Source organism: Aeromonas diversa CDC 2478-85, from assembly GCF_000819805.1.
Lineage (GTDB): Bacteria > Pseudomonadota > Gammaproteobacteria > Enterobacterales > Aeromonadaceae > Aeromonas > Aeromonas diversa.
Genome location: NZ_CDCE01000008.1, coordinates 62,445 through 84,995 on the forward strand (window position 1 = coordinate 62,445; position 22,551 = coordinate 84,995).

The 22,551-nt window shown below is 66.1% G+C and carries 16 protein-coding genes and 1 pseudogene; 10 read left to right on the forward strand and 7 right to left on the reverse strand.

Annotated features, from left to right (window positions below):
* The first annotated feature begins 110 nt into the window (after positions 1-110).
* Together BN1121_RS01365 and BN1121_RS01370 are read left to right on the forward strand one after the other, a co-directional pair.
* A complete protein-coding gene (locus BN1121_RS01365) occupies positions 111-1,184 on the forward strand; it encodes an efflux RND transporter periplasmic adaptor subunit (protein ID WP_005346202.1) in 1,074 nt (357 codons plus the stop codon).
* Positions 1,185-1,187: 3 nt separating this feature from the next.
* On the forward strand, positions 1,188-4,265 hold the full coding sequence (locus BN1121_RS01370) for an efflux RND transporter permease subunit (RefSeq protein WP_043597008.1): 3,078 nt from the start codon (positions 1,188-1,190) through the stop codon (positions 4,263-4,265).
* A 164-nt stretch (positions 4,266-4,429) separates the two neighbouring features.
* Here the strand turns inward: BN1121_RS01370 and exaC are convergent, their stop codons facing one another.
* A complete protein-coding gene (gene exaC, locus BN1121_RS01375; RefSeq protein WP_005346199.1) occupies positions 4,430-5,947 on the reverse strand; it encodes an acetaldehyde dehydrogenase ExaC in 1,518 nt (505 codons plus the stop codon).
* A gap of 236 nt (positions 5,948-6,183) precedes the next feature.
* Here exaC and BN1121_RS01380 point away from each other — a divergent pair.
* From BN1121_RS01380 to ruvC, 4 genes and pseudogenes are all read left to right on the forward strand, one after another.
* A pseudogene (locus BN1121_RS01380) lies at positions 6,184-7,794 on the forward strand (sigma-54-dependent Fis family transcriptional regulator).
* 98 nt (positions 7,795-7,892) lie between these two features.
* Positions 7,893-9,068, forward strand: coding sequence for an acyl-CoA dehydrogenase (locus tag BN1121_RS01385; RefSeq protein WP_005346195.1), 1,176 nt, complete (start codon positions 7,893-7,895; stop codon positions 9,066-9,068).
* Entirely contained in the window at positions 9,068-10,222 is a 1,155-nt protein-coding gene (locus tag BN1121_RS01390; protein WP_005346193.1) for a CaiB/BaiF CoA transferase family protein, read from the forward strand. Before BN1121_RS01385 ends, BN1121_RS01390 begins: the two co-directional genes overlap by 1 nt.
* 63 nt (positions 10,223-10,285) lie before the next feature.
* Positions 10,286-10,807 (forward strand): crossover junction endodeoxyribonuclease RuvC, encoded by a 522-nt coding sequence (ruvC, locus tag BN1121_RS01395; protein ID WP_043156983.1) that lies wholly within the window; start codon positions 10,286-10,288, stop codon positions 10,805-10,807.
* A gap of 62 nt (positions 10,808-10,869) precedes the next feature.
* Here ruvC and BN1121_RS01400 read toward each other — a convergent pair whose 3' ends face one another.
* Both BN1121_RS01400 and BN1121_RS01405 read right to left on the reverse strand, forming a co-directional pair.
* Positions 10,870-11,565 carry a lytic transglycosylase domain-containing protein gene (locus BN1121_RS01400; protein ID WP_005346189.1) on the reverse strand — a complete coding sequence of 232 codons (696 nt, stop codon included), beginning with the start codon at positions 11,563-11,565 and terminating at the stop codon, positions 10,870-10,872.
* A 78-nt stretch (positions 11,566-11,643) separates the two neighbouring features.
* On the reverse strand, positions 11,644-13,059 hold the full coding sequence (locus BN1121_RS01405) for an SLC13 family permease (protein WP_005346187.1): 1,416 nt from the start codon (positions 13,057-13,059) through the stop codon (positions 11,644-11,646).
* A 211-nt stretch (positions 13,060-13,270) separates the two neighbouring features.
* Between BN1121_RS01405 and BN1121_RS01410 the strand changes: the two genes are divergently transcribed.
* The 3 genes from BN1121_RS01410 to BN1121_RS01420 all read left to right on the forward strand — a co-directional run bounded on the left by BN1121_RS01410 (position 13,271) and on the right by BN1121_RS01420 (position 17,581).
* Entirely contained in the window at positions 13,271-14,647 is a 1,377-nt protein-coding gene (locus BN1121_RS01410) for an aspartate aminotransferase family protein (RefSeq protein WP_005346185.1), read from the forward strand.
* On the forward strand, positions 14,640-16,004 hold the full coding sequence (locus BN1121_RS01415) for a glutamine synthetase family protein (RefSeq protein ID WP_005346176.1): 1,365 nt from the start codon (positions 14,640-14,642) through the stop codon (positions 16,002-16,004). Before BN1121_RS01410 ends, BN1121_RS01415 begins: the two co-directional genes overlap by 8 nt.
* Before the next feature lie 119 nt (positions 16,005-16,123).
* Positions 16,124-17,581 carry a methyl-accepting chemotaxis protein gene (locus tag BN1121_RS01420; RefSeq protein ID WP_005346174.1) on the forward strand — a complete coding sequence of 486 codons (1,458 nt, stop codon included), beginning with the start codon at positions 16,124-16,126 and terminating at the stop codon, positions 17,579-17,581.
* A 39-nt stretch (positions 17,582-17,620) separates the two neighbouring features.
* Here the strand turns inward: BN1121_RS01420 and BN1121_RS01425 are convergent, their stop codons facing one another.
* The 3 genes from BN1121_RS01425 to bamJ form a co-directional block, all read right to left on the reverse strand.
* On the reverse strand, positions 17,621-18,754 hold the full coding sequence (locus tag BN1121_RS01425; RefSeq protein WP_005346172.1) for a M23 family metallopeptidase: 1,134 nt from the start codon (positions 18,752-18,754) through the stop codon (positions 17,621-17,623).
* 124 nt (positions 18,755-18,878) lie between these two features.
* Positions 18,879-20,276 (reverse strand): alpha-amylase family protein, encoded by a 1,398-nt coding sequence (locus BN1121_RS01430; protein WP_005346169.1) that lies wholly within the window; start codon positions 20,274-20,276, stop codon positions 18,879-18,881.
* A gap of 187 nt (positions 20,277-20,463) precedes the next feature.
* A complete protein-coding gene (gene bamJ / locus BN1121_RS01435) occupies positions 20,464-20,931 on the reverse strand; it encodes a BamJ family beta-barrel-assembly machinery protein (RefSeq protein WP_005346168.1) in 468 nt (155 codons plus the stop codon).
* A 208-nt stretch (positions 20,932-21,139) separates the two neighbouring features.
* Between bamJ and BN1121_RS01440 the strand changes: the two genes are divergently transcribed.
* Positions 21,140-21,565, forward strand: a complete 426-nt coding sequence (locus BN1121_RS01440) for an Hsp20/alpha crystallin family protein (RefSeq protein WP_005346165.1) — start codon at positions 21,140-21,142, stop codon at positions 21,563-21,565.
* 141 nt (positions 21,566-21,706) lie between these two features.
* Here the strand turns inward: BN1121_RS01440 and BN1121_RS01445 are convergent, their stop codons facing one another.
* Positions 21,707-21,955, reverse strand: coding sequence for a DUF3297 family protein (locus BN1121_RS01445; protein WP_005346163.1), 249 nt, complete (start codon positions 21,953-21,955; stop codon positions 21,707-21,709).
* Positions 21,956-22,551: the final 596 nt, after the last annotated feature.

The window sequence follows — 22,551 nt, forward strand, 5'->3', positions numbered from 1 at the left end:
TGAAAAATGGAACCCATGGTTTCATTTTATCCTGTTTATCGAGACTTTGGCCAAGGCTACATTACGCCCCCTCTGATTGATGTAGTGAGGGTGTGGTGTTGAGACTGACGATGAGAGCGCTCGGCGTGCTGCTGGCGATGGTGACCCTAAGCGGTTGTGGCGAGGCGCAAAGCTCGGTGGCGGCGCAGGCCGTGGTCAGGCCGGTTAAATTGATGGAAGTGCAGGATGAACGGAGTGGAGGCTGGCGGCGATTCCCGGCAACCGTCGTCGCCAGCGAACAGGCTGAACTGGCATTTCGTATCAATGGCCAGCTGGTAGAGCTGAATCTGGTGGAAGGGCAGCCGATTCGGCAGGGCCAGTTATTGGCGCGCCTCGATGACAGAGATGCTCGCAACACTCTTCTCAATCGCGAAGCGGACTATGAGCTGGCCGATGCCGATTTTCGCCGCAAGGCGGCGCTGCTCGAGCGCAAGTTGATCTCTCAGGCCGATTACGACCGTGCCAAGGCCACCCGCAAATCGGCCCTGGCGGCCCTCAACAGCGCCCGGGATTTGCTCTCCTATACCCGTCTCGAAGCCCCCTTCAGCGGTATCGTCGCCAAGATAGAGCTGGAGAACCACCAGATGGTGCGGGCCAACGAAACCGTGATGGGGGTGCAGCGCAACGATGCCATCGACATCCGCATCCAGGCCCCGGAATCCCTGGTGGTCTCCTTCTCTGGTGCCTCGGCGCCACTCAAGCAGAGCACGCCGCTGGTGCGTTTTGCCGCCGACCCCGATCGGACCTACCCGGTGCACTACAAGGAGCACGCGACCAAGGTGACCTCGGGTACCCAGTCCTATGAGGTGGTGTTTACCCTGCCACGTCCGGCCGCCCTCAACCTGCTGCCGGGGATGAGCGCCGAGCTGCAGCTGCAGCTGCCGGGAGCCGAGGCGATGGATGCGGTGGTGTTGCCCCCCGCGGCGATCGACAGAAGCGATAAGAACGGTCAGGTTCGGGTGTGGCGTTTCGATGAACAAAGTGGTCGCGTCTCTTCTGTACCTGTCACTCTGGGGCAGGTGCGTAGCGACGGGATTGAGGTGCTCGGTGCACTCAGCCGTGGCGAACGAGTGGTGGTGGCTGGCAGCCAGCAGCTGAAAGAGGGCATGGTGGTGAAGCCATTGCGTTGGGAGCGTGGGGTCTAAGCCATGAACATAGCGCACTTCTCTATTCGCCATCGGGTCATCAGCTGGATGTTTTCCCTGTTGTTGCTGGTCGGTGGCAGCCTCTCCTTCCTCGGGCTGGGTCAGCTGGAGTTTCCCGAATTCACCATCAAGTCGGCGCTGGTGATCACTCCCTATCCGGGCGCCTCTCCGCAGCAGGTGGAGGAGGAAGTCACCCTGCCGCTGGAGGAGGCCATCCAGCAACTGGCCTACGTCGACCACATCACTTCGATCAATGGGGCCGGGGTCTCGCAAATCGAGGTGGAGATCAAGGAGCAGTACGACAAGCACGATCTGCCCCAGATCTGGGACGAGCTGCGCCGCAAGGTCAATGACCATGCCGGATCTCTGCCGCCGGGCAGTGGCAAGCCGCTGGTGGTCGATGACTTTGGCGATGTCTTCGGGATCCTGCTCAACGTCACCGGCGCCGGCTATGAGTACCGCGAGCTGGAGAAGTACACCGATCTGCTGCGGCGCGAGCTGGTGCTGCTGCCGGGGGTGAAGAAAGTTTCCGTGGTGGGAGCCCCGCAGGAGCAGGTGGTAGTCGAGGTTTCCCAGGCCAAATTGGCTGCGCTGGGCCTGGATCAGGCCTACCTGCATAACCTTATTCGCAGCCAGAACGTGGTCTCTAACGCCGGCCGGGTCTGGGTCGACGGGCAGCGTATCCGCATTCATCCCACCGGGGAATTCGGCGATCTGCAGGAGATGGAGCACCTGCTAATCAGTCCGCCGGGCAGCGATCATCTGGTCTATCTGGGCGACATAGCGCGCATCTACAAGACCGATGAGGAGAGCCCGCGCCAGCTCTATCACAGCAATGGCATGCCGGCCCTCTCGCTCGGGATTGCCTTTTCCTCCGGGGTCAATGTAGTCGAGGTGAGTCAGGCCATTGAGGCCAAACTGGCGACCATGGAGGCCGCTCGCCCCATCGGCATGGAGATCAACACCGTCTACAACCAGGGCAAGGTGGTTGAGACCTCGGTGCAGGGTTTTCTCATCAACCTGGCCGAGTCGATCGCCATCGTGATCGGCGTCCTGCTGGTCTTCATGGGCCTGCGCTCCGGCCTGTTGATGGGCGCTATCCTGCTGCTGACCATACTCGGCACCTTCATCGTGATGAAGGTGCTGGATATCCAGTTGCAGCTCATCTCGCTCGGGGCCCTCATCATCGCCCTGGGGATGCTGGTGGACAATGCGATTGTGGTGACCGAGGGGATCCTCATTGGCATTCAGCGTGGCCAGACCCGGTTCGAAGCGGCTGGACAGGTGGTCAAGCAGACCCAGTGGCCGTTGCTCGGCGCCACCGTGATCGCCATCATCGCCTTCGCCCCCATCGGTCTTTCCGATAACGAGGTGGGGGAGTTTTGCGGCGATCTCTTCAAGGTGCTGCTCATCTCCCTGTTCTTCAGTTGGATAACGGCCCTGACCCTGACCCCCTTCTTCTGCTCCCTGCTGTTTAAAGATGGCCAGGGGGGCACCGAAGAGACGCAGCCCTATCAGGGAATCTTCTTCACCCTCTATAAGGGAACCCTGACGCTGGCCATGCATTTTCGCAAGATGACGTTGGCGTTGGTGGTATTCGCCCTGGCCCTCTCCATCCTGGGCTTTGGGCAGGTGAAGAATGTCTTCTTCCCTGCCTCCAGCACGCCGATCTTCTTCGTCGATGTCTGGCTACCGGAGGGGAGCGACATCCGCGCCACCGAGGCGCTGATGGGGCGCATCGAACAGGGCCTGCTAGATATGCAAGCCCGTGAAAAGATGGGGCTGGTCAACGTGACCACCGTCATGGGGCAGGGGATCCAGCGCTTCGTGCTGCCCTATACCCCGGAGAAGAGCTACCTCGCCTACGCGCAGCTGGTGCTTGAGATGAGCGACCGGGAGAGCCTGGATCGCGCCATAGGCAACATCGGCAGCTACCTCAGGGAGGCATACCCCGAGGCCGAGTTCAGGGTCAAGCACATGGAGAATGGCCCGGCACCGGCGGCCAAGCTGGAGGCCCGCCTCTATGGTGAGGATCCGGCCGAACTGCGCCGCCTGGCCGAAGAGGTCAAGCAGGCGATGCGCAGTGAGCCTGCGGTGGACAACATCCGCCACACCTGGCGCAACCCGTCGCCGATGATCCGCCCCCAGCTGGCCAGCGCCACGTTGCGCGAGACTGGCATCAGCAAGAGCGATATCGATGAGGCGTTGCTCATCAACTTCAACGGCAAGCAGGTCGGTACCTATCGCGAGGGCAGCTCGCTGCTCCCCATCGTGGCCAGAGCGCCGGACGAGGAGCGACTCGACGCCGACAGCCTGCTCAAGTTGCAGGTGTGGAGCCGTGAGCACGAGACCTTCGTTCCCATGGGGCAGTTGGTCTCCCGACTCGATACCGAGTGGGAAGATCCCCTGATCCTGCGCCGCGATCGCATGCGGATGCTGGCGGTGCTGGCAGATCCGGCGCTCGGTTCGGGGGAGACCGCCGATTCTGTGCTGCGCAAGGTGCGCCCCAAGGTAGAGGCGATCGCCCTGCCGGCGGGTTACCGGCTCGAGTGGGGGGGGGATTACGAGACTTCCCGCGATGCACAGCAGAGTATCTTCAGCTCGCTGCCCATGGGTTTCCTCACCATGTTCCTCATCACTCTGCTGCTGTTTGATTCGGTGAGAAAGCCGCTGGTCATCTGGTTGACCGTGCCGCTGGCACTGATCGGCGTGGTGAGTGGTCTGCTGTTGTTTGATGCGCCGCTCAGCTTTATGGCGATTCTGGGACTGCTCAGCCTGAGCGGCATGATCATCAAAAATGGCATAGTGCTGGTGGATCAGATCAACCTCGAACTGAGCGAAGGCAAAGCCCCCTATCAGGCGGTGTTTGACTCCGCAGTCAGTCGGGTGAGGCCAGTCGGCATGGCTGCGGTTACCACCATGCTGGGGATGATCCCCCTGCTGTTCGATGTCTTCTACAGCGCCATGGCGGTGACCATCATCTTTGGCCTGGGTTTTGCCACCCTGCTAACCCTGATAGTGTTGCCAGCGGCCTATGTGTGGATGTTTGCCATTCCGTCCGAGCGAGCCGCAACGGACTGAACACATGTAATTCAGAGTGGAGTCCTTAGTGATTCCGTAGCCTTTCCCCAGGCCTGGCCTGGGGTTTTTTATGGTGCAGGACGAACTTGTCAGGGGACGATCCCTGCCAGTACGGGGCATCAAGAAGGGCGCCGCGGGCGCCCTCTGTCTGGGTGTTGAGTGGCTTAGAAGAAGCCGAGCGGGTTGATGTCGTGGCTCACCAGCAGGTTCTTGGTGTTCTGGTAGTGGTCCAGCATCATCTTGTGGGTCTCGCGCCCGATCCCTGACTTCTTGTAGCCGCCGAAGGCCGCGTGGGCCGGGTAGGCGTGGTAGCAGTTGACCCAGACCCGGCCGGCCTGTATGCCACGCCCCATGCGCCAGGCCAGGTTGCTGTCGCGAGTCCACAGGCCCGCCCCCAGGCCGTACTGAGTGTCGTTGGCAATGGCCAGCGCATCCGCCTCGTCCTTGAAGGTGGTGACCCCGAGGGCCGGGCCGAAGATCTCCTCCTGGAACACCCGCATCCTGTTCTGACCAAAGAAGATGGTGGGCTGGATGTAGAAGCCCCCCTCCAGCCCGCTCACCCTGGCCGCACCGCCGCCCAGCAGCATCTTGGCCCCTTCGCCGCGGCCGATCTCCATGTAGCTCAGGATCTTGTCGAACTGCTCGCGCGACGCCTGGGCGCCCACCTGGGTATTGGTGTCGAGGGGGTTGCCCTGCACTATGGTGCGGGCGCGGGCCAGCACCCGGTCCATGAAGTCGTCGTAGATGCTGGCCTGCACCAGGGCGCGGGAGGGGCAGGTGCACACCTCGCCCTGGTTGAAGAAGGTCATCAGCATGCCTTCCACCGCCTTGTCGATGTAGCTGCTCTCGTGCTGCATCACGTCGGCGAAGTAGATGTTGGGGGACTTGCCACCCAGCTCGACTGTGGAGGGAATGAGCCTGTCGGCGGCGCAGCGCAGGATATGGGCCCCCACCTCGGTAGAGCCGGTGAAGGCGAGCTTCTGGATCCGGTCGCTGGTGGCGAGCGCCTGGCCCGCCTCGGCGCCGAAGCCGTTGACCACGTTGACTACGCCGGGGGGCAGTATGTCCTTGATGAGATCCATCATCAGCATGATGGTGACCGGGGTCTGCTCGGCGGGCTTGAGCACGCTGCAGCAGCCGGCCGCCAGCACGGGGGCCAGTTTCCAGGCCGCCATCAGCAGCGGGAAGTTCCACGGGATGATCTGGCCGACCACGCCGATGGGCTCCTTGAAGTGGTAGCTGACGGTGTTCTGATCCAGCTCGGCGGCCGAGCCCTCCTGGGCGCGGATGCAGCCGGCGAAGTAGCGGAAGTGATCCACCACCAGCGGCAGGTCGGCGGCCAGGGTCTCGCGCACCGCCTTGCCGTTCTCCCAGGTCTCGGCGATAGCGAGCACCTCGATGTTTTGCTCGATGCGATCGGCGATGCGCAGCAGCAGGTTGCTGCGCTCGGTGACGCTGGTCTTGCTCCAGGTCGGGAAGGCCTTGTGGGCGGCGTCCAGCGCCAGCTCGATGTCGGCGGCGTCGGAGCGGGCCACTTCGCAGAACACCTTGCCATCCACCGGCGAGACGTTTTCGAAATAGCGGCCGGCGCGCGGCGCCACCCACTCACCACCGATGAAGTTGTCGTAGCGGGACTTGAAGTTGACGACCGAGCCGGCCTGGCCGGGAGCGACGTAGATCATGGAGTCTGTCCTTGTGTTGGATGCTGTAGTGGCCCGTTCAATGGGCGAGGGGATAACGCAAGGGGTGTGCCAGGGGTTGCGACCTTAGTCTCAAACGTTAGAAAAACGTAACAAAATGCCGGGTGCCGGCGTATGGTGAGGCGGGCGTGCGGGCTATCTTAGCCCCGGCCCTGTCTCGGGATGCGACACCTGTCGCACGCCCCTGTCTCGTTTCGCTACAGTCGCAAGGAGGCCCCATGACCCACCCCGTGCTACCCGATCCCATTCGCCGCTCCTGGCTGCGCTGTCAGGAGATGGGCTTGTAGCCGGGGGGCGAGGCCGAGCTCGATCTGCTGGCGCGTGGCGAGCTCTCGGCCCGTCTCGAGGGGGGGCGCGATCTGATCGACTGTTTTCGCCGCTACGTCTTGCCCCTGTTCGAGCAGCTTCAGGCCGGGCGCCCCTGCCGGCTGCTCCTGTGCGACACCCAGGGGGCTATCCTCGACGCGGGCGGCAGCCCGCTGTTCGAGCGCCAGGCCGAGCGGGTCTTCTTGCAACCCGGCGCCTGCTGGGGGGAGGCGAGCAAGGGGACCAACGCCATCGGCACCGCCCTGTGCGAGGGGAGCGAGGTGCAGGTGCTGGGGGGCGAACACTTCTTCGAGCGCCACCGCTTCCTCGGTTGCAGCGCCATGCCTCTGCTCGGGCCGGACGGCAACACGGTCGGGGTGCTCGATCTCTCCTCCGAGGCGGGGGGCCATGGCCACGACATGCTCGGCACCGTGCGCCTGCTCGCCATGACACTGGAGAACGCCCTGCTGGCGGGACGCCCCGGGCGCCTGCTCGATCTCGAGCCCCAGAGCCCCTGGTCGGCGCGTCTGCTGCTGGGGGAGGATGGCGAGCTGCTCGGTGCCAATCGGGCGGGGCGGCGCTGGCTCGAGCGCCATCCACTGGCGTCGGCGCTGGCCCCTCGCGTCAGTCGGCGTGTGGCGCCGCCAGAGAGCCGCGCCGAGGGGGGGCCAGAGCCACTGCGGGTGGCCGGGCGCATGTTGGCGCGCGGCATCCCCTTGCTCATCGAGGGGGAGACCGGCAGCGGCAAGGAGCATCTGGTGCGCGAACTGCACCTGGCATCGGCGCGTGCCGCCGGCCCGCTGGTGTGCGTCAACTGCGGCGCCCTGCCGGCAGATCTGGTGGAGGCCGAGCTGTTTGGCTACGTGGGTGGGGCCTTCAGCGGTGCCCGCAGCCAGGGCAGCCAGGGCTACCTGCGCGCCGCCCACGGCGGCATCCTGATGCTCGACGAGATTGGCGAGCTGCCGCTCTCGGCCCAGACCCGGTTGCTGCGGGTGCTGCAGGAGCGCAGCGTCACCCCGGTCGGCAGCACCCGTCCCGAGCCGGTGGACTTCTGGCTGGTCTCGGCGAGTCACCGCGGCCTCAAGGAGATGGTGACGGGCGGCCAGTTTCGCGAGGATCTCTACTATCGCCTGTGTGGCTGGCACCACAGGCTGACCCCGCTGCGCGACTGGCCGGTGGCGGCGCGGCGCGCCCTGATGGGCCGCCTGCTGGCCGAGATGGAGCCTGGGATGGGGCTCTCGCCAGAGGCCGAGGCCCAACTGCTGGCTCATCCCCTGCCCGGCAACGTGCGCCAGCTCAAGCAGCTGCTCGAGGTGGCCTGCGTACTGGCCGACGGAGCGGCGCAGATTGCCCCCTGTCACCTCACTCTGCCGGCCGACCCCGAGCCCGCCCCGCGCACCCTGGCCGAGGGGCGGCGCAGTCAGGCCGAGGCGACGCTGGCCGCCTGTGGCGGTAACCTGAGCGAGGCGGCAAGGCGCCTTGCCATCAGCCGCTCCACCCTCTATCGCCTGCTCAAGTGTTAAGGGATTGTTTCATTGAGGGGGCTCGGTAGAATGGGGTGGCGGTTTTATCGCCACCCCTTATCTCTCTATCCCCTACTAACAAGAGCAAGGAGCGCTCCATGGCCCGTACCCCCTTCGACTGGCAAGACCCCTTCTTTCTGGATGACCAGCTGAGCGACGAGGAGCGGCTCATCCGCGACGCCGCCCGCGACTACTGCCAGGCCCGCCTGATGCCGCGGGTGCTGGAGGCGAACCGGCGCGAGCAGTTTGACCGCACCATCATGAACGAGCTGGGGGAGCTGGGGCTGCTCGGCGCCACCCTGCCGGAGCAGTACGGCTGCGCCGGGGTCAATCACGTGGCCTACGGCCTTATCGCCCGGGAGGTGGAGCGGGTCGACAGTGGCTACCGCTCGGCCATGAGCGTGCAATCCTCCTTGGTGATGCACCCGATCCACGCCTATGGCGACGAGGCCCAGCGCCAGCGCTGGCTGCCGGGGCTGGCCCGGGGTGAGCTGGTGGGCTGCTTCGGCCTCACCGAGCCGGACGCAGGCTCGGATCCGGGCTCTATGAAGAGTCGCGCCGAGCGGGTCGACGGCGGTTATCTGCTCACCGGCAACAAGATGTGGATCACCAACTCCCCCATCGCCGATCTGTTCGTGGTGTGGGCCAAGCTCGATGGCGAGATCACCGGCTTCGTGCTGGAGCAGGGGATGGCGGGGCTCTCGGCCCCCAAGATCGAGGGCAAGTTCTCCCTGCGCGCCTCCATCACCGGCGAGATCGTGATGGAGCGGGTTTTCGTGCCCGAGGCCAACCGGCTGGCCGGGGTGAGCGGCCTCAAGGGGCCGTTCGGCTGCCTCAACAAGGCGCGCTACGGCATCGCCTGGGGTGCGCTTGGCGCCGCCGAGTTCTGCTGGCACGCCGCTCGCCAGTACGGGCTGGATCGTCAGCAATTCGGCCGCCCGCTCGCCGCCACCCAGCTGTTTCAGCTCAAGCTGGCTAACATGCAGACCGAGATTGCCCTCGGCCTGCAAGGTTGCCTGCGCGCCGGGCGCCTGATGGACGAGGGGCGCTGCCCGGTGGAGCTGGTGTCCCTCATCAAGCGCAACAGCTGCGGCAAGGCGCTGGAGATAGCCCGCGTCGCCCGCGACATGCACGGCGGCAACGGCATCAGCGACGAGTTTCACGTCATTCGCCACCTGATGAACCTGGAGGCGGTCAACACCTACGAGGGGACCCACGACATCCACGCCCTGATCCTCGGGCGGGCCCAGACCGGCCTGCAGGCGTTCGAGTGATGGGGCCCCTTGCCGGTGTGCGCGTGCTGGATCTCAGCCGCGTGCTGGCCGGCCCCTGGGCCAGCCAGCTGCTTGCCGATCTCGGCGCCGACGTGGTCAAGGTGGAGGCCCCCGGGCGCGGTGACGACACCCGCCATTGGGGCCCGCCCGAGCTGGTGGCGGGGGAGGCGGCCTACTTTCATGCCGCCAACCGGGGCAAGCGCTCCATCGCCCTGGATCTGGCGCGCGACAGAGACACCCTGCTGGCATTGGTGGACCGTGCCGACGTGGTGATCGAGAACTTCAAGGTGGGTGGGCTGGCGCGCTTTGGCCTCGATTACCCTAGCCTCAAGGCCCGCCGGCCGGCGCTCATCTACTGCTCCATCACCGGCTTTGGTCAGGACGGGCCCTGGGCCCAGCGACCCGGTTACGATCTGCTTATTCAGGGGCTGGGCGGATTGATGAGCATCACGGGTCAACCCGACGGGGTGCCCGGCGGCGGGCCGGTCAAGGTGGGGGTGGCGCTCGTCGACATCCTCACCGGCCTCTACGCCACCATCGGTATCCAGGCGGCCCTGCGCCATCGGGAGCGAACCGGGGAGGGGCAGCAGATAGATCTCGCCCTGCTCGACGTGTCGGTGGCGGTGCTGGCCAACCAGGCGATGAATTATCTCGCCACCGGTCAGGCGCCCGGGCGCCTTGGCAACGGCCACCCCAATATCGTCCCCTACGACGTCTATCCCACCCGGGATGGCCACCTCATCCTGGCGGTGGGCAACGACGGCCAGTTTGCTGCCCTGGCGGCCCTGCTGGGGGAACCCGGGTGGGCGCAGGACCCTGACTTTGCCACCAACGCCGCCCGGGTGCGCCAGCGCCACCGGCTCAACGCCCTGATTGCCGAGCGGCTGCTGGCACGCAGCAGCGCCGAGTGGAGTGCCATGCTGGAGGCGGCCGGGGTGCCGGGCGGTCCCATCCTCACCCTGGATGCCCTGTTCGCCCTCGAGCAGGGGGCGGTGCGCGGCTGGGTGCAGCAGGTGCAGCGCGGCGAGCAATCCTTGCCCACCCTGGCCAACCCGCTGCATCTGTCGGCCACCCCGGTGCGCTACGCTCGCGCCTCGCCGGCGCTGGATGGAGACCGGAATAGCGTGCTGCGCGACTGGCTCGGGCAAGGCTGAGCGCGCCAAGGCGCGCCAACTCTGCTATGGTGGCGCCCATTGCAGTTCAATCTATGTGAGTCGATGAGCGTTATTTTGGGAATCGATCCGGGGTCGCGGATCACGGGGTACGGAGTGATCCGGGTGGTGGGCGGCAAGGCGGAGTACCTGGGGTCGGGCTGTATCCGCACCGATCTGGGTGAACTGCCGAGCCGTCTCAAGCAGGTCTACGACGGGGTGAGCGAGATCATCACCCAGTTCGCGCCGGCCGAGTTTGCCATCGAGCGGGTCTTCATGGCCCGCAACGCCGACTCGGCCCTCAAGCTCGGCCAGGCCCGCGGCAGCGCCATCGTGGCGGCGGTCAACGCCGGCCTGCCGGTGAGCGAGTATTCGCCGACCCAGATCAAGCAGGCGGTGGTGGGCACGGGGGGCGCCGACAAGAGCCAGGTGCAGCACATGGTCAAGCACCTGCTCAAGCTGCCGGGCACTCCCCAGGCGGACGCCGCCGACGCGCTGGCCATCGCCCTGTGCCACCTGCATACCCGCCAGAGCCTGATCCGCATGGCCGGCCGGGTCAGCGGCGCGGTCGGCGGACGTTTTCGCTGACCCTGGGATGACGCAGAAAAAAGAGCCGTAAGGCTCTTTTTTCTTTGCGTGTGTATCTGGGGCTATAGCCGGTTGCGGCTGCCGAGCGCATCCCGATAGCGCTGGTAGAGCAGGGCGATGCGCTCGACGTAGGCACGGGTCTCGGCGTAGGGGGGCACCCCCTTGTGCCGGTCGACGGCGCCCGGCCCCGCGTTGTAGGCGGCGGTGGCCAGGCGCACGTCGCCATTGTACTGACGCAGCAATCCGGCCAGGTATTTGACCCCACCGAAGATGTTCTGCTCGGCGAGGAAGGCATCCCCCACCCCAAGATCGCGCGCCGTGCCCGGCATCAGTTGGGTCAGCCCCATGGCCCCCTTGCGCGACACCGCCATGGGATTGAAGGCCGACTCGGCGTGGATCAGGGCGCGGATCAGGGCCGGCTCGACCCGATAGGCGCGCGCGGCGGCCTGTATGGTGGCGGCAAAGTCCTGCACATAGAGACCGGTGTGATGCCAGTCGATAGGGGAGGCGGGGTCGCAGGCGAAGCAGTGCTCAAACACCAGCACCTCGTACTTGCCCTGTAACGGGCTCTGATCCGAATAGCTCACCACCCCGTTGGGCTGCTCATATTTGTAGACCTGGATCAGCTCCTTGGCGCCGGGCTCGGGGGCCTGGGCCGTGATCGAGTCGGCCGTGGTGATAAAGGTCACCTCGGCCGGTTGCGGGCTCCCGGCCAGGGCCAGGGAGCACCAAAACAGGGGAAGCAGGCGAGTAATCAAGACGATGACTCCTTTCATCGTGTGACCCTCTACAGCATCGGGCAGAAGGGCGGTGAAATCCAGTCCACCGCCCCTTGGCTAGATCCAGCCCAGGGCGGCGATCTGATAGATCCAGACCATGGCCAGCAGGGTGCCGACCACCCCCATCACCACACCGATGACGGCCATCTGTTGGCTCTGCACCAGGCCGGTGGCGTGGGCCAGGGCGTTGGGCGGGGTACTGATGGGCAGGGACATGCCGAGCGACACCGACAGGGTCACCGCCAGGATCAGGGTATGGGCGCCGCCCCACTCGGCCAGCTCGGGCATGCCGGCGGCGAGCGCCGCCACCAGCGGCAGCAGCAGGTTGGCGGTCGCCGTGTTGGACATGAAGTTGGCCATCACCAGGGCCAGCAGGCAGGCCCCCACCAGCACCGCCAGGGTCGAGTACTCGTGGAACGGGATATGGGTGATGAGTCGCTCGGCCAGACCACTCTCCTCGAGTGCCAGGCCGAGGGCGATACCGCCCGAGACCAGCCAGAGCACGTCGAGGGAGATCTTGTGCAGGTCTTCCTTGGTGATGATGCCGGTACAGACGAACACCGCCACCGGGATCATGGCCACCACATAGGAGTTCATGCCGTGCATGCCGCCGAGCAGCCAGAGCAGTATGGTGACGATGAAGGTGATATAGACAATCCAGGGTTTCACCCCCTGCAAGAAGCGCCCCTCCAGCTTGAGCTCGACGCGTTGCAGACGGCTGGGGAAGAGGCGAGTCAACAGGAACCAGGCGAGCAGGAGCATGAGCACCACGAAGGGAACGGCGAAGCCCATCCACTGGCCGAAGCTGATGGCGTGTTCGCCGGTCAGGTACTTGAGGGCTACCGCGTTGGGTGGGGTGCCGATGGGGGTGCCCATGCCCCCCAGGTTGGCGGCCACCGGAATGGCCAGCACCATGCCGGTCTTGGCCGGATCCTGGTCGGGGAAGAGGGCCAGCACCGGGCCCAGGATGGAGAGCATCATGGCGGTGGTGGCCGTGTTGCTCATAAACATGGAGAAGATGGCGGTGATCAGCATCAGCCCCAGCATCACCACCTTGGGGTTGGCGCCAAACGGGCGCAGCAGCACCCGCGCCAGGTTGATGTCGAGGCGATACTTGGTGGCGGCGATGGCGAGGAAGAAACCGCCGAGAAACAGCATGATGACCGGTGAGGCGAAGGTCGCCATCACGTCCGTGTAGGGAAGCAGGTTGCCAAAGCCCTCGCTCCCCTTGCCGGCGGTGAAGAGCCAGATCCCCTTGTCCGAGAGCAAGAGCAGCTCGAGCACTATGATGAGCAGCGAGGTGGCATAGATGGGGATGGGCTCGAGGATCCAGCACAGGGCCGCCAACACGAACAGGGCGATCACCCGTTGCTCGATGAGGGTGAGTCCGGGCAGGGGGATCCAGTGCGTCGGGATCGCCATCAGGAAGAAAAAGAGCAGCAGGGGCAGCCACAGCGAGAGCGAGCGGGACATGTTGACTCCACTTAGCGGTAGTAATGGTGGAATCATTCCATAAAACAGCGGCTTGGGGGTCAATTGCTCCCCCGAAATGCGACGGGGGTAACGGCGTGTCCCGATTTTTGTGAAGTGGGCTGTGGGTTGAACAAATCTCGAGCGGTGCAATTGACGGCGCCGCGGGGAGAAAATCACACTCAATGGGACCCTCATGACCCAAGGAGTGAGCATGACCCCCATCTCTCCCACCGCCGTGGCCCGCCTGATGGCCCGTGAAGAGGCCCGTTTTCTCGCCGCCAATCCCAACTCGGTCGCCCTGGCCGGCCGGGCTCGGCACAGCCTGTTCGGCGGCGTCCCCATGCACTGGATGAGCGATTGGTCCACCCCGGTGCCGCTCTTCGTCAGTCAGGCCCAGGGGGCGCGGTTTACCGACGTGGACGACCACGACTACGTGGACTTTTGCCTCGGCGACACCGGCAGCATGTTCGGCCACTCCCCGCTGCCGGTGGCCGAGGCGATAGCCCGTCAGGCTTACCTGGGGCTCACGACTATGCTGCCGGGGGAGGACGCTGTGGTCTGCGGCGAGCTGCTGGCCGAGCGCTTCGGCCTGCCCCTCTGGCAGGTGGCGGCCACCGCCACCGACGCCAACCGCTACGCCCTGCGCTGGGCGCGCGCCATCACCGGGCGCTCCGTGGTGCTGGTATTTGACGGCTGCTACCACGGCACCGTGGAGGAGACTATGGTGCGGTTGCGGGAAGGTAAGACAGTCGCGCGTTCCGGTCTCATCGGCATGGGGTCGGATCCTGCCCTCGCCAGCCGCGTGGTCCCCTTCAACGATCCGGCGGCCCTCGAGGCCGCCCTGGCACCGGGGGACGTGGCTGCCGTCTTGTGCGAGCCGGCCATGACCAACATCGGCATGGTGCTGCCGGACCCCGGTTTTCACCACACCCTGCGCGAGCTCACCCGGCGCCACGGCACCCTGCTCATCATCGACGAGACCCATACCCTCTCGACGCATCCGGGGGGCTGCACCCGAGCCTGGAGTCTGGAGCCAGACCTGCTCACCCTGGGCAAGGCGATCGCCGGCGGCCTCCCCTGCGCCGTGTTCGGCTTCACCCAAGAGGTGGCCAGCGGGATGGCGGCGGCGCAGGACAGGGCGGCGAGCGGGCACGGCCACAGCGGCATGGGCACCACCTTGTCTGCCAACGCCATGGTGATGCATGCCCTGCGCGCCAACCTGACCCGGGTCATGACCCAGGCCGCCTATGCCCACATGTTGCACGAGGCGCGTCGCCTGGCCGAGGGGCTGCGCCGCCTAATCGAGCGCCACGCCCTGCCCTGGTCGGTGACCGAGCTGGGTGCCCGCTGCGAGTTCCAGTTCTGCCCGGCGCCGCCGCGCACGGGGGCCGAGGCGGAGGCCGCCTTCGACGATCCCTTGCAGCGGGCGCTGCACCTCTACCTCATCAACCGGGGCATTCTCATCACCCCGTTCCACAACATGATGCTCTGCTGCCCCGAGACCCGCAGCGAGCAGGTGGACCAACTGCTTACCACCTTGGACGAGGCCATCGCCGCCTTGTTGGCCGGAGATGGACTCGATGCGTGACAGAGGAACCCTGGAGGAGGCCGAGGCCTTCCTCGCCGCCCATCCCGAGGTGGAGGCGTTCGAGATCTACCTCATCGATCTGGCCGGGATCGGCCGCGGCAAGCTGCTGCGCCGGGAGGAGCTGCTGCCCCTCTATCGTCACGGTCGGCCGCTCCCCTCGAGCATACTGGCCCTCACGGTCAACGGGGAGGACGTGGACGAGACGGGCCTGGTGTGGGACGTGGCGGACATGGACTGCCTGGCCCGCCCGGTGGCGGGGTCGCTCACCCTGCTGCCGTGGCGGCGGGTGCCGACCGGGGCGCTGCAACTCACCCTGGATCCGGTGGCCGGGCTGCCGGCGGCGCTGGCCGATCCGCGCCACGCCCTGATCCGGGTCATCGACACCCTGGCAGCGCGCGACCTCAACCCCGTGATGGCGGTGGAGCTGGAGTTCTACCTGCTGGATCGTGAGGATGACCCCTTCGGCCGCCCCCAGCCGGCTCGCCTCGGGGACGGGCGGCGCCCGCGCGAACCCCAGGTCTACGGGGTGCGCGAGCTGGCCCTGCTCGAGCCGTTTCTGGCCGATCTCTACGCCGCCTGCCGGCTTCAGGGGTTGCCGGCGCGCACCGCCATCTCCGAGTATGCCCCCGGTCAGGTGGAGATCACCCTGGAGCACGGCCCGGCACTGCTCGCCCTCGATCAGGGGGTGCGCTACAAGCGGCTGGTGAAGGGGTTGGCCGAGACCTATGGCATGCAGGCCTGCTTCATGGCCAAGCCGTTTGGCCATCTGGCGGGCAGCGGCATGCACCTGCACGTGAGCCTGGCGGATGCCGAGGGCAACAACCGCTTCGCCGCCGAGGACCCTCACGGTACTCCCCTGCTGCGCGCCGGGATCGGCGGCCTGCTCGAGAGCCTGCCCGAGTCGCTGCTGTTCTTCTGCCCGCACGCCAACTCCTACCGGCGCTTCCAGGCCCACAGCTATGCGCCGCTGGCCCCCACCTGGGGGGTCAACAATCGCACCGTCTCCCTGCGCATCCCGGGCGGGCCGCCCGAGAGCCGGCACCTGGAGCACCGCCTCTGCGGCGCCGACGCCAACCCCTATCTGGCGGCGGCCTGTGTGCTGGCCGGCCTGCTGCGCGGCATAGAGGCGCAGAGCGATCCGGGTGCGCCCGTGGTGGGCAACGGCTATGCGATGGGGGGCGCCCCCGTGCCCAGCTGGCAGGAGGCGCTGGCGACGGCGCGCACCAGCCCCTGGCTCGAGAGGGTGTTTGGCGCCGACTTCATGGGGGTGTGGCTCGCCATCAAGGAGGCGGAGCAGCGCCGCTTTCTCGCCGAGGTGGGGGAGCAGGACTGGCGCTGGTATCGGGACACCGTCTAGCCAGCGGGCGCCGAAAGGCGCCCTTTTTCTTTGCATAACCTTTATGTAACATCGACTGGTCAGAGCACTCTCCATCGCCCGAGGCGGTGGATCCCACACCCAACACTCAGGAGAGAGACATGTTCAACCCATGGACGGGATGGCTGCGCCTGTTTGCGACGTCGGCCCGTTTGGACAGGGCCGCCCAGCGCCAGCAGGAGACGCGCCTCTTTTTCGGTTTTATCGCCTTTCTGGTTGGCCTCTACAGCCTCATCAAGTGGAGTCATCACGGCCACGACGAGCTGGCCTTCACCTCCCTGCTGCTGATGGGGGGCGCCCTGGCCTCGGGCCTGTGCGGTCGCCTCGGGCTCGGTGAGCGGCTGGCCGGCGGCCTCGCCATGGGGGCCATGGTGCAGCACGCCCTCAATATCATCTGGCAATCGGGTGGCGTGCCTCACTCCTCCCAGCTCTACTGGATCCCGCTGCTCATCCAGGTGAGCTTCTTGTTGCTGGGGCGCCTCGGCGCCGTGAGCTGGAGCGCCCTGCTGCTGGGGAGCACGGCCCTGATGGTGGCCCTCAATCGCAGCGGTTATCCGGTGCCGCACCTCGCCTTGCCCGAGCGGGAGCTGGCGGTGGAGATCTGGTCCGGCGCCCTCCTGCCCCTGCTATTGTGCGCCTGCGCCCAATACTTCACGGTGCGCCAGCGAGACAGGGCCCTGACCGAGGCTAGCCAGGCGCTCAGCGAGAGCGAACGGGTCGCCAACCTCGCCACCCGGGGGCAGGAGCAGCTGGGCGCCGTGGTGAGCCGCGCCGAGGAGGGGGCCGGCCGGTTGGTGAGCTCGGCGGCGGCCCTGGGCCACACCAGCCGTTCTCTGGCCGAGTCGGTTATCTGTCTGCATCAGGGGGCCGAGCAGCAGGTGGATGTGAGCGACGAGATCCGCAGCCAGCTCGAGCGCATGGGCGCGGATCTCGGCGCGGCCAACCGCTTCGTGGGCGAGGTGGCCGCGCGCACCCGCCAGGCCAGCACCCTGGCCGAGCAGGGGGCCGGTGCCCTGCACCGCAGCGAGCAGGCGATGAGCCGCATCCTGACCAGTCACGACGAGATCGCCGCCATGACCGGCATCATCACGGGGATCGCCGATCAGACTAACTTGCTGGCCCTCAACGCCGCCATCGAGGCGGCCCGGGCCGGGGATCACGGACGCGGCTTCGCGGTGGTGGCCCAGGAGGTGCGCGAGCTCTCGGCCCGCAGCCAGCAGGCGGCCAATGAGATCCGCGCCCTGCTCGGACGCAGCCATCAGGCGGTGAGCGAGGGTCAGGGGGTGATCGGGGAGTCGGGGGCCATCATAGGCCAGATCCTGGAGCGGATCGGCACTGTGGCCAAGGACGTGGGGCAGCTCGAATCCCTGATGGCGCGTCAGGACGCCAGCCTGGCCCAGGTGGCCGCCGCCGGGGTGCAGGTGGCCGAGGTGGCCCGCGAGACCGCCTCCACCTCGGGGCAGATGCGCGAGCGGGAGGCCGAGCTGGCCCAGCTCACCGCCGGACTCGAGCACCTCTCCCGTGAGCTGAGCCAGGTGGTGGCCGGCGCCGCCGCCTAAAAAACCAAGACCCGCCGCGGCGGGTCTTTTCGTTGCTCCCTAGAGACCGTGGTTGTTGAGCGGCTGCCAGGCGCAGCGGCGCTGACCCGACCCCAGCTCGTCGAGCCAGAAGCGGCTGCAGTGATTGTCATAGCTGTAGCTGCCGACGTTGACCTTGTAGCCCCCCAGCGTAGTCCCCTGCAAGGAGCGGAACACCCCGTTGTAGAGCAGGGAGAAGTGCAGGTGCGGGCCGGTCGAACTGCCCCCCTCGCAGAGGGCCTGGTTGCGGTCGCTGGCGTAGGTACCGAGGCGAGTGTTGGCCTCCACGTAGTCGCCGCTGCGCACCGCTATGTCGGCCATGTGGTAGTAGTTGGTGGCCCAGCCGCTGGAGTGGGTCACCCGCACCTGGCAGCGGGAGAAGACGGTGACGGTGCCGCTGTTGGCCGCCGCCACCGTGTAGGTGGGGCTGCCCCAGCCCGGCCAGTCATAGGAGGCGTCGATGGAGGAGAGCGGAAAGCCCGAGCCCGAGTGGGCGTGGGCGCCGTTCACCTTCCAGCTGTAGCCCTGACGCCAGGGCATCTGGAACAGGCCGGCGAGCAGGGGCGCCGGGGTCGCCTTGGGGGTCGCCGCACTATAGAAGCTGCCGCGCCCGAACAGCTGCTCGTACACCTCGGCCAGGGGCGGGTGGCCGCTGCCCGGCAGGGTCTGCAGGGCCAGGGCGGTGGGGGCGATTGAGCGGGTCACCCCCTTGGGCCGGCGCTCGGCCAGCTCCCGCGCCTGATAGAAGCGCTCCGAGAGGGTGCGCGCCATGGCGGCGAGCTGGGGGGTAAAGCCGCGCTCGCCGACCGCCATGCCGAAGGGCTGCTCGAAGGCGCGCACCCTGGGGCGGCTCAGCAGCTGGCTGCGCTGCTCCATCAGGGCCAGCAGCAGCTGGGGGTTGATGCTGGTGGCGCCGGCCCAGTGACGGATCGTCTCGAGCCGCGGCAGCAGGTGCGGCGCCTCGCGGCTCAGGTAGCCCTCGAGATCGAAGGCCAGGGCCGCCTCACCGTAGACGAACAGCTGCTCGTCCGGCGCTGTGACATCAGCCAGGGCGGCCACCTGTTCGGCGGCGGTGAAGTGGTGGCTGGGCAGGGGGGTGTGCAGGTCGGTCACGGCGAGTGGGGCGCCGAGCAGTAATACGAGGGATCCGGGCATGGTGCTCTCCTTGAGGGTTAACCGGATCGCCACAACAGGCACCAGGTGCCAGGCGACACCTCACCATAGCCTCAAAAGAGCGGCAGGCCACCCCGGGATGGGGTGGCCTGCCGGATCTGTCAGGTTACTCCTGCAGCCACATCCGCGCCGAGCGGGGCGGAATGGCGAGGCGTACCCACTGGCTCTGGACCTGGATCACGGCGTTGGCGTCCAGCACGTCCCGGTAGTTGCGATACCAGTTCATCTCGAACTTGCCGGTGTCGAGCCAGTACTCCTGCTCGCTGTCGCACTTGTTGATGCCGACCAGCCCCGTCTTGCCGCGCTTGAGCAGCACGAAGCAGTCGCCGCTGCCGACCAGCTGCTGGGGTTGCCCCTGCACCGCGTTGTGGAAGCGGATCATGCCCTTGAGGTCGCTGCGCTTCCAGTAGTCCTGCCAGCGCAGCCCGTCCTTGTCCTGGGTCTCGCCGTGGTCGGAATAGACCATGGGGGTGCCACCGTCGCGGCCGAGCAGGTAGGCGTAGGCCAGCTTCTCGTCCTGCGGGTTCAGGATCTGGTAGCGGAAGCCATCGTTGGTGGGGATGTCGTGGGTGATGGCGAAGGTGACGGCGCGGCTGCCCGGCAGGGCCTGGCCATAGGCCCCCGGATCGGCGAGCTGGTTCATGCTGCCGCCATAGGAGAAGGCCGAGCGGATCGAGGCAAACAGGGGGAAGTCATAGGCCCCGTGCTGGGTCGAGTCGAGATAGGGGCGCAGGAAGGTCTCGTAGTCGCCGGAGCCGGCGCCGCCCGTGGTGATCACCTCGCCAAACACGTGCATCCCCGAGGTGATCTCGCCGGTGAAGATGGCACCTATCTGGTAGGCGTCCATGTGCTTGACCGCATCGATGCGAAAGCCCTTGAACCCCATCTGCTTGAGAGCCTTGAGGTAGGCCTGCTGCTGGCTCACCACCCAGTTGTTGGGGTCGAGATCCGGCAGGCCCCGATCGCCGGCGCCGCCGCACAGGCGCCAGAACTGCACGTTGCCCGGATCGCTCCAGTTGCTGATGCACCCCTCGGGGTGGAAGTCTCCGCCCGAGAGGAAGTTCTGACCGAGATCGCCAAACAGCTTCTGGCGCTCGAAATAGGCGGGGTTGGCGGCGTATTGGCCGAGCAGCTCCTGGCCCGGGTAGTTGAGATCCTGCCGCTTCCAGGTCTCGTTAGCCATGTGGTTGAGCACCACGTCGGCGTAGACGGCGATGCCGCGCGCCGACATGGCGGCGATCAGCTGCTCGATCGCCTGCTTGTTGCCGAGGGGGTTGTCGATGAGGCGCAGATCCTGGGGTTGATAACGCGCCCACCACTCGTTGCCCGAAGACTTGAGGGGGGGTGAGACCAACACCATCTTGTAGCCTGCCGCCTTGATGGCGTCGGCCTGCGCCGTGATGTCGGCGTATTTCCAGTTGAAGGCGTGGAGGATGACATCCGCCTGCGCCAAGGGGGTGGTCAGCAAGGAGGCTGCCACCAGAAGGCCCGCTGTGTGTTTCATTATTTTTTTCTCCGTGTGCGCCCTGAGGGCAAGGAGAGAGTGGCGTGACGGGCGAGGGGGCAACAAGGGAGGGACGGCGGTTTTGTGACCAGCCTCATGACCCCCTTCGACGGGATGTGAAGGGGATCATGAAAACGAATTCAAAACGCTATTAATCAATCAGTTAGTTGAGCTTGGGCGGTCGGACTCACTCGATGGCGAGCAGCTCCACGTCGAAGATCAGGGTGGCACCGGGCGGGATCTTGCCGGCGGAGCGGTTGCCATAACCCAGGTGGGAGGGGATGAATAGACGCATCTTCTCACCGGGGTGCATCAGCTGCAGCCCCTCGGTCCAGCCGGCGATCACCTGGTTGAGACCAAATGTGATGGGCTCGCCGCGGGCGTAGGAGCTGTCAAAGACGGTGCCGTCGAGCAGGCTCCCCTCGTAGTGCACCTTGACCCGGCTGGTGGGGCCGGGGCGCTCGGCACCGCTCCCCTCGTTCAGGATCAGGTATTGCAGCCCGGAGGCGGTGCTCTGAACCCCCTCCTTGCCCTTGTTCTCGGCCAGAAAGGCCTCGCCCTGGCGGATATGCTCGGCCGCCTGCTTGCGAGCCTGCTGGCTGGTGAAGAAGTAGAAGGCCAGGCCGATGGCGGCAACCAGCAGCAAGAGTTTCATTAATCGGACTCCTTGAAGGGGGGAAACGGTCGTCATCTTAGCCTGATCCCGGGGGCGACTGCCACGCCGGGCGGTGGGTGAGGGCCAGCAGTGGGAGTGGGCTCACGCCCCGACCCTTGATCCAGGTCAGGGAAGCGGCAGATCTCCTTGCGGCCTCGGCAAGGCTTTTTAGACTCAAGAAGGGAGTCCATACACAAGGAGGAGTACCATGAGCCTGTTACCGTCCCGTGCCAGCCTGTTTGACGATCTCTTTCGGGACCTGGCCTCCGGGTTTACCGTCAAGCCCCTGCACGGGGACCCGCTGCCGGCTCAGGTGAAGCTGGACGTCAAGGAGTCCGACTCGCTCTACACCGTCCTGGCCGAACTGCCCGGCGTGCGCAAGGAGGATATCCACCTCGACATTCAGGGGCGCGTCGTCACCATTCGCGCCGAGGTGCGCCAGCACGACAGCCAGGAGCAGGACGAGCGCCCGCTACGCAGCGAACGCTACTACGGCAGCATTGCCCGCAGCTTCGAATTGCCGATGGATGTCACACTCGACGGCGTCAACGCCCGCTTTGATAACGGCCTGCTCACCCTGAGCCTGCCCAAGCAGAGTAACCCCCAGAGCGGCCAGCGCATCCCTATCGAGTAGGCGCCCGTTCGGGCGTGCGAGCGAGATAGTGAGGCCTGCCCTCCGTCACCAAGCCCCCGTCCGGGGGCTTGTTCTTGTGTGCGCCCAAAAGCAAGAGACCGGCGCAGGGCCGGTCTCTTGTCATCGCGGGGGGCGAGCGCCTTAGCGGTAGTAGGCTTCGACGGTGCCCTTGAGGGTGATCAGCATGGGGTTGCCATAGCGATCCTTGGCCTTGGGGGAGGGGATCTTCACCCAGCCTTCGCTGATGCAGTACTCCTCGACCGTGCTGTGCTCCTTGCCGTTGAGGCGAATGCCGATCTCGTGCTCGAAGCACTCGGCCACATAGTGGGGGCTGCGCGGATTGGCCGCCAGACGATCCGGCAGGGCCGGTTTGGTTTGGGTGTCGCTCATGGTAATCACCTGCTCTCGATAAAGGGCGCCATTGTAGACAATGGCTATCGCCTGCTCAAGGTAGCCCTACTCTCTGTGAGGAGCTCGGTCGAGCGCCTGGCCTACGACGCCTCATGATGCGGCGTTGCCGCAGGGGACGCGAGGGCGCTGCCCTCGACGGGGTTTCGCCCTGCCCTTTCGGGGGCGCTCGGCCAAGTTCCTTGCCTATGCCGCATAGGGTTTCGCCCGCCCTTCGGGCTGTGGCGAGTGACTTTTCTTTGCGTGGCCAAAGAAAAGTCACCAAAAGAAAGGCCACCCCCGGCAAGTCGTCCGCTACGCGGATTCCCTCGGCTCATTGATCGGGTCGGTCGTACCGCCGCACACGGCACGTTCATGTGCCGCCTGCGGCTGCGTCGTCCTCCCTGACGGCGCTACTGACCCGCTCAACTCACCTCGGCGTCTTGCAGGGGGCGGCAATACCGTGCCCGACAGTGACCAAGAGGCTTTAGCGAGTCGGTTGGCCGCTACGCGGCGCTCAAAATGGTGGGTGTCCCAATTTCAGGCCATGTTTCCCGCGAAGAAACCTAACGCCCGCTTGTATGGAGATGGTATTCACC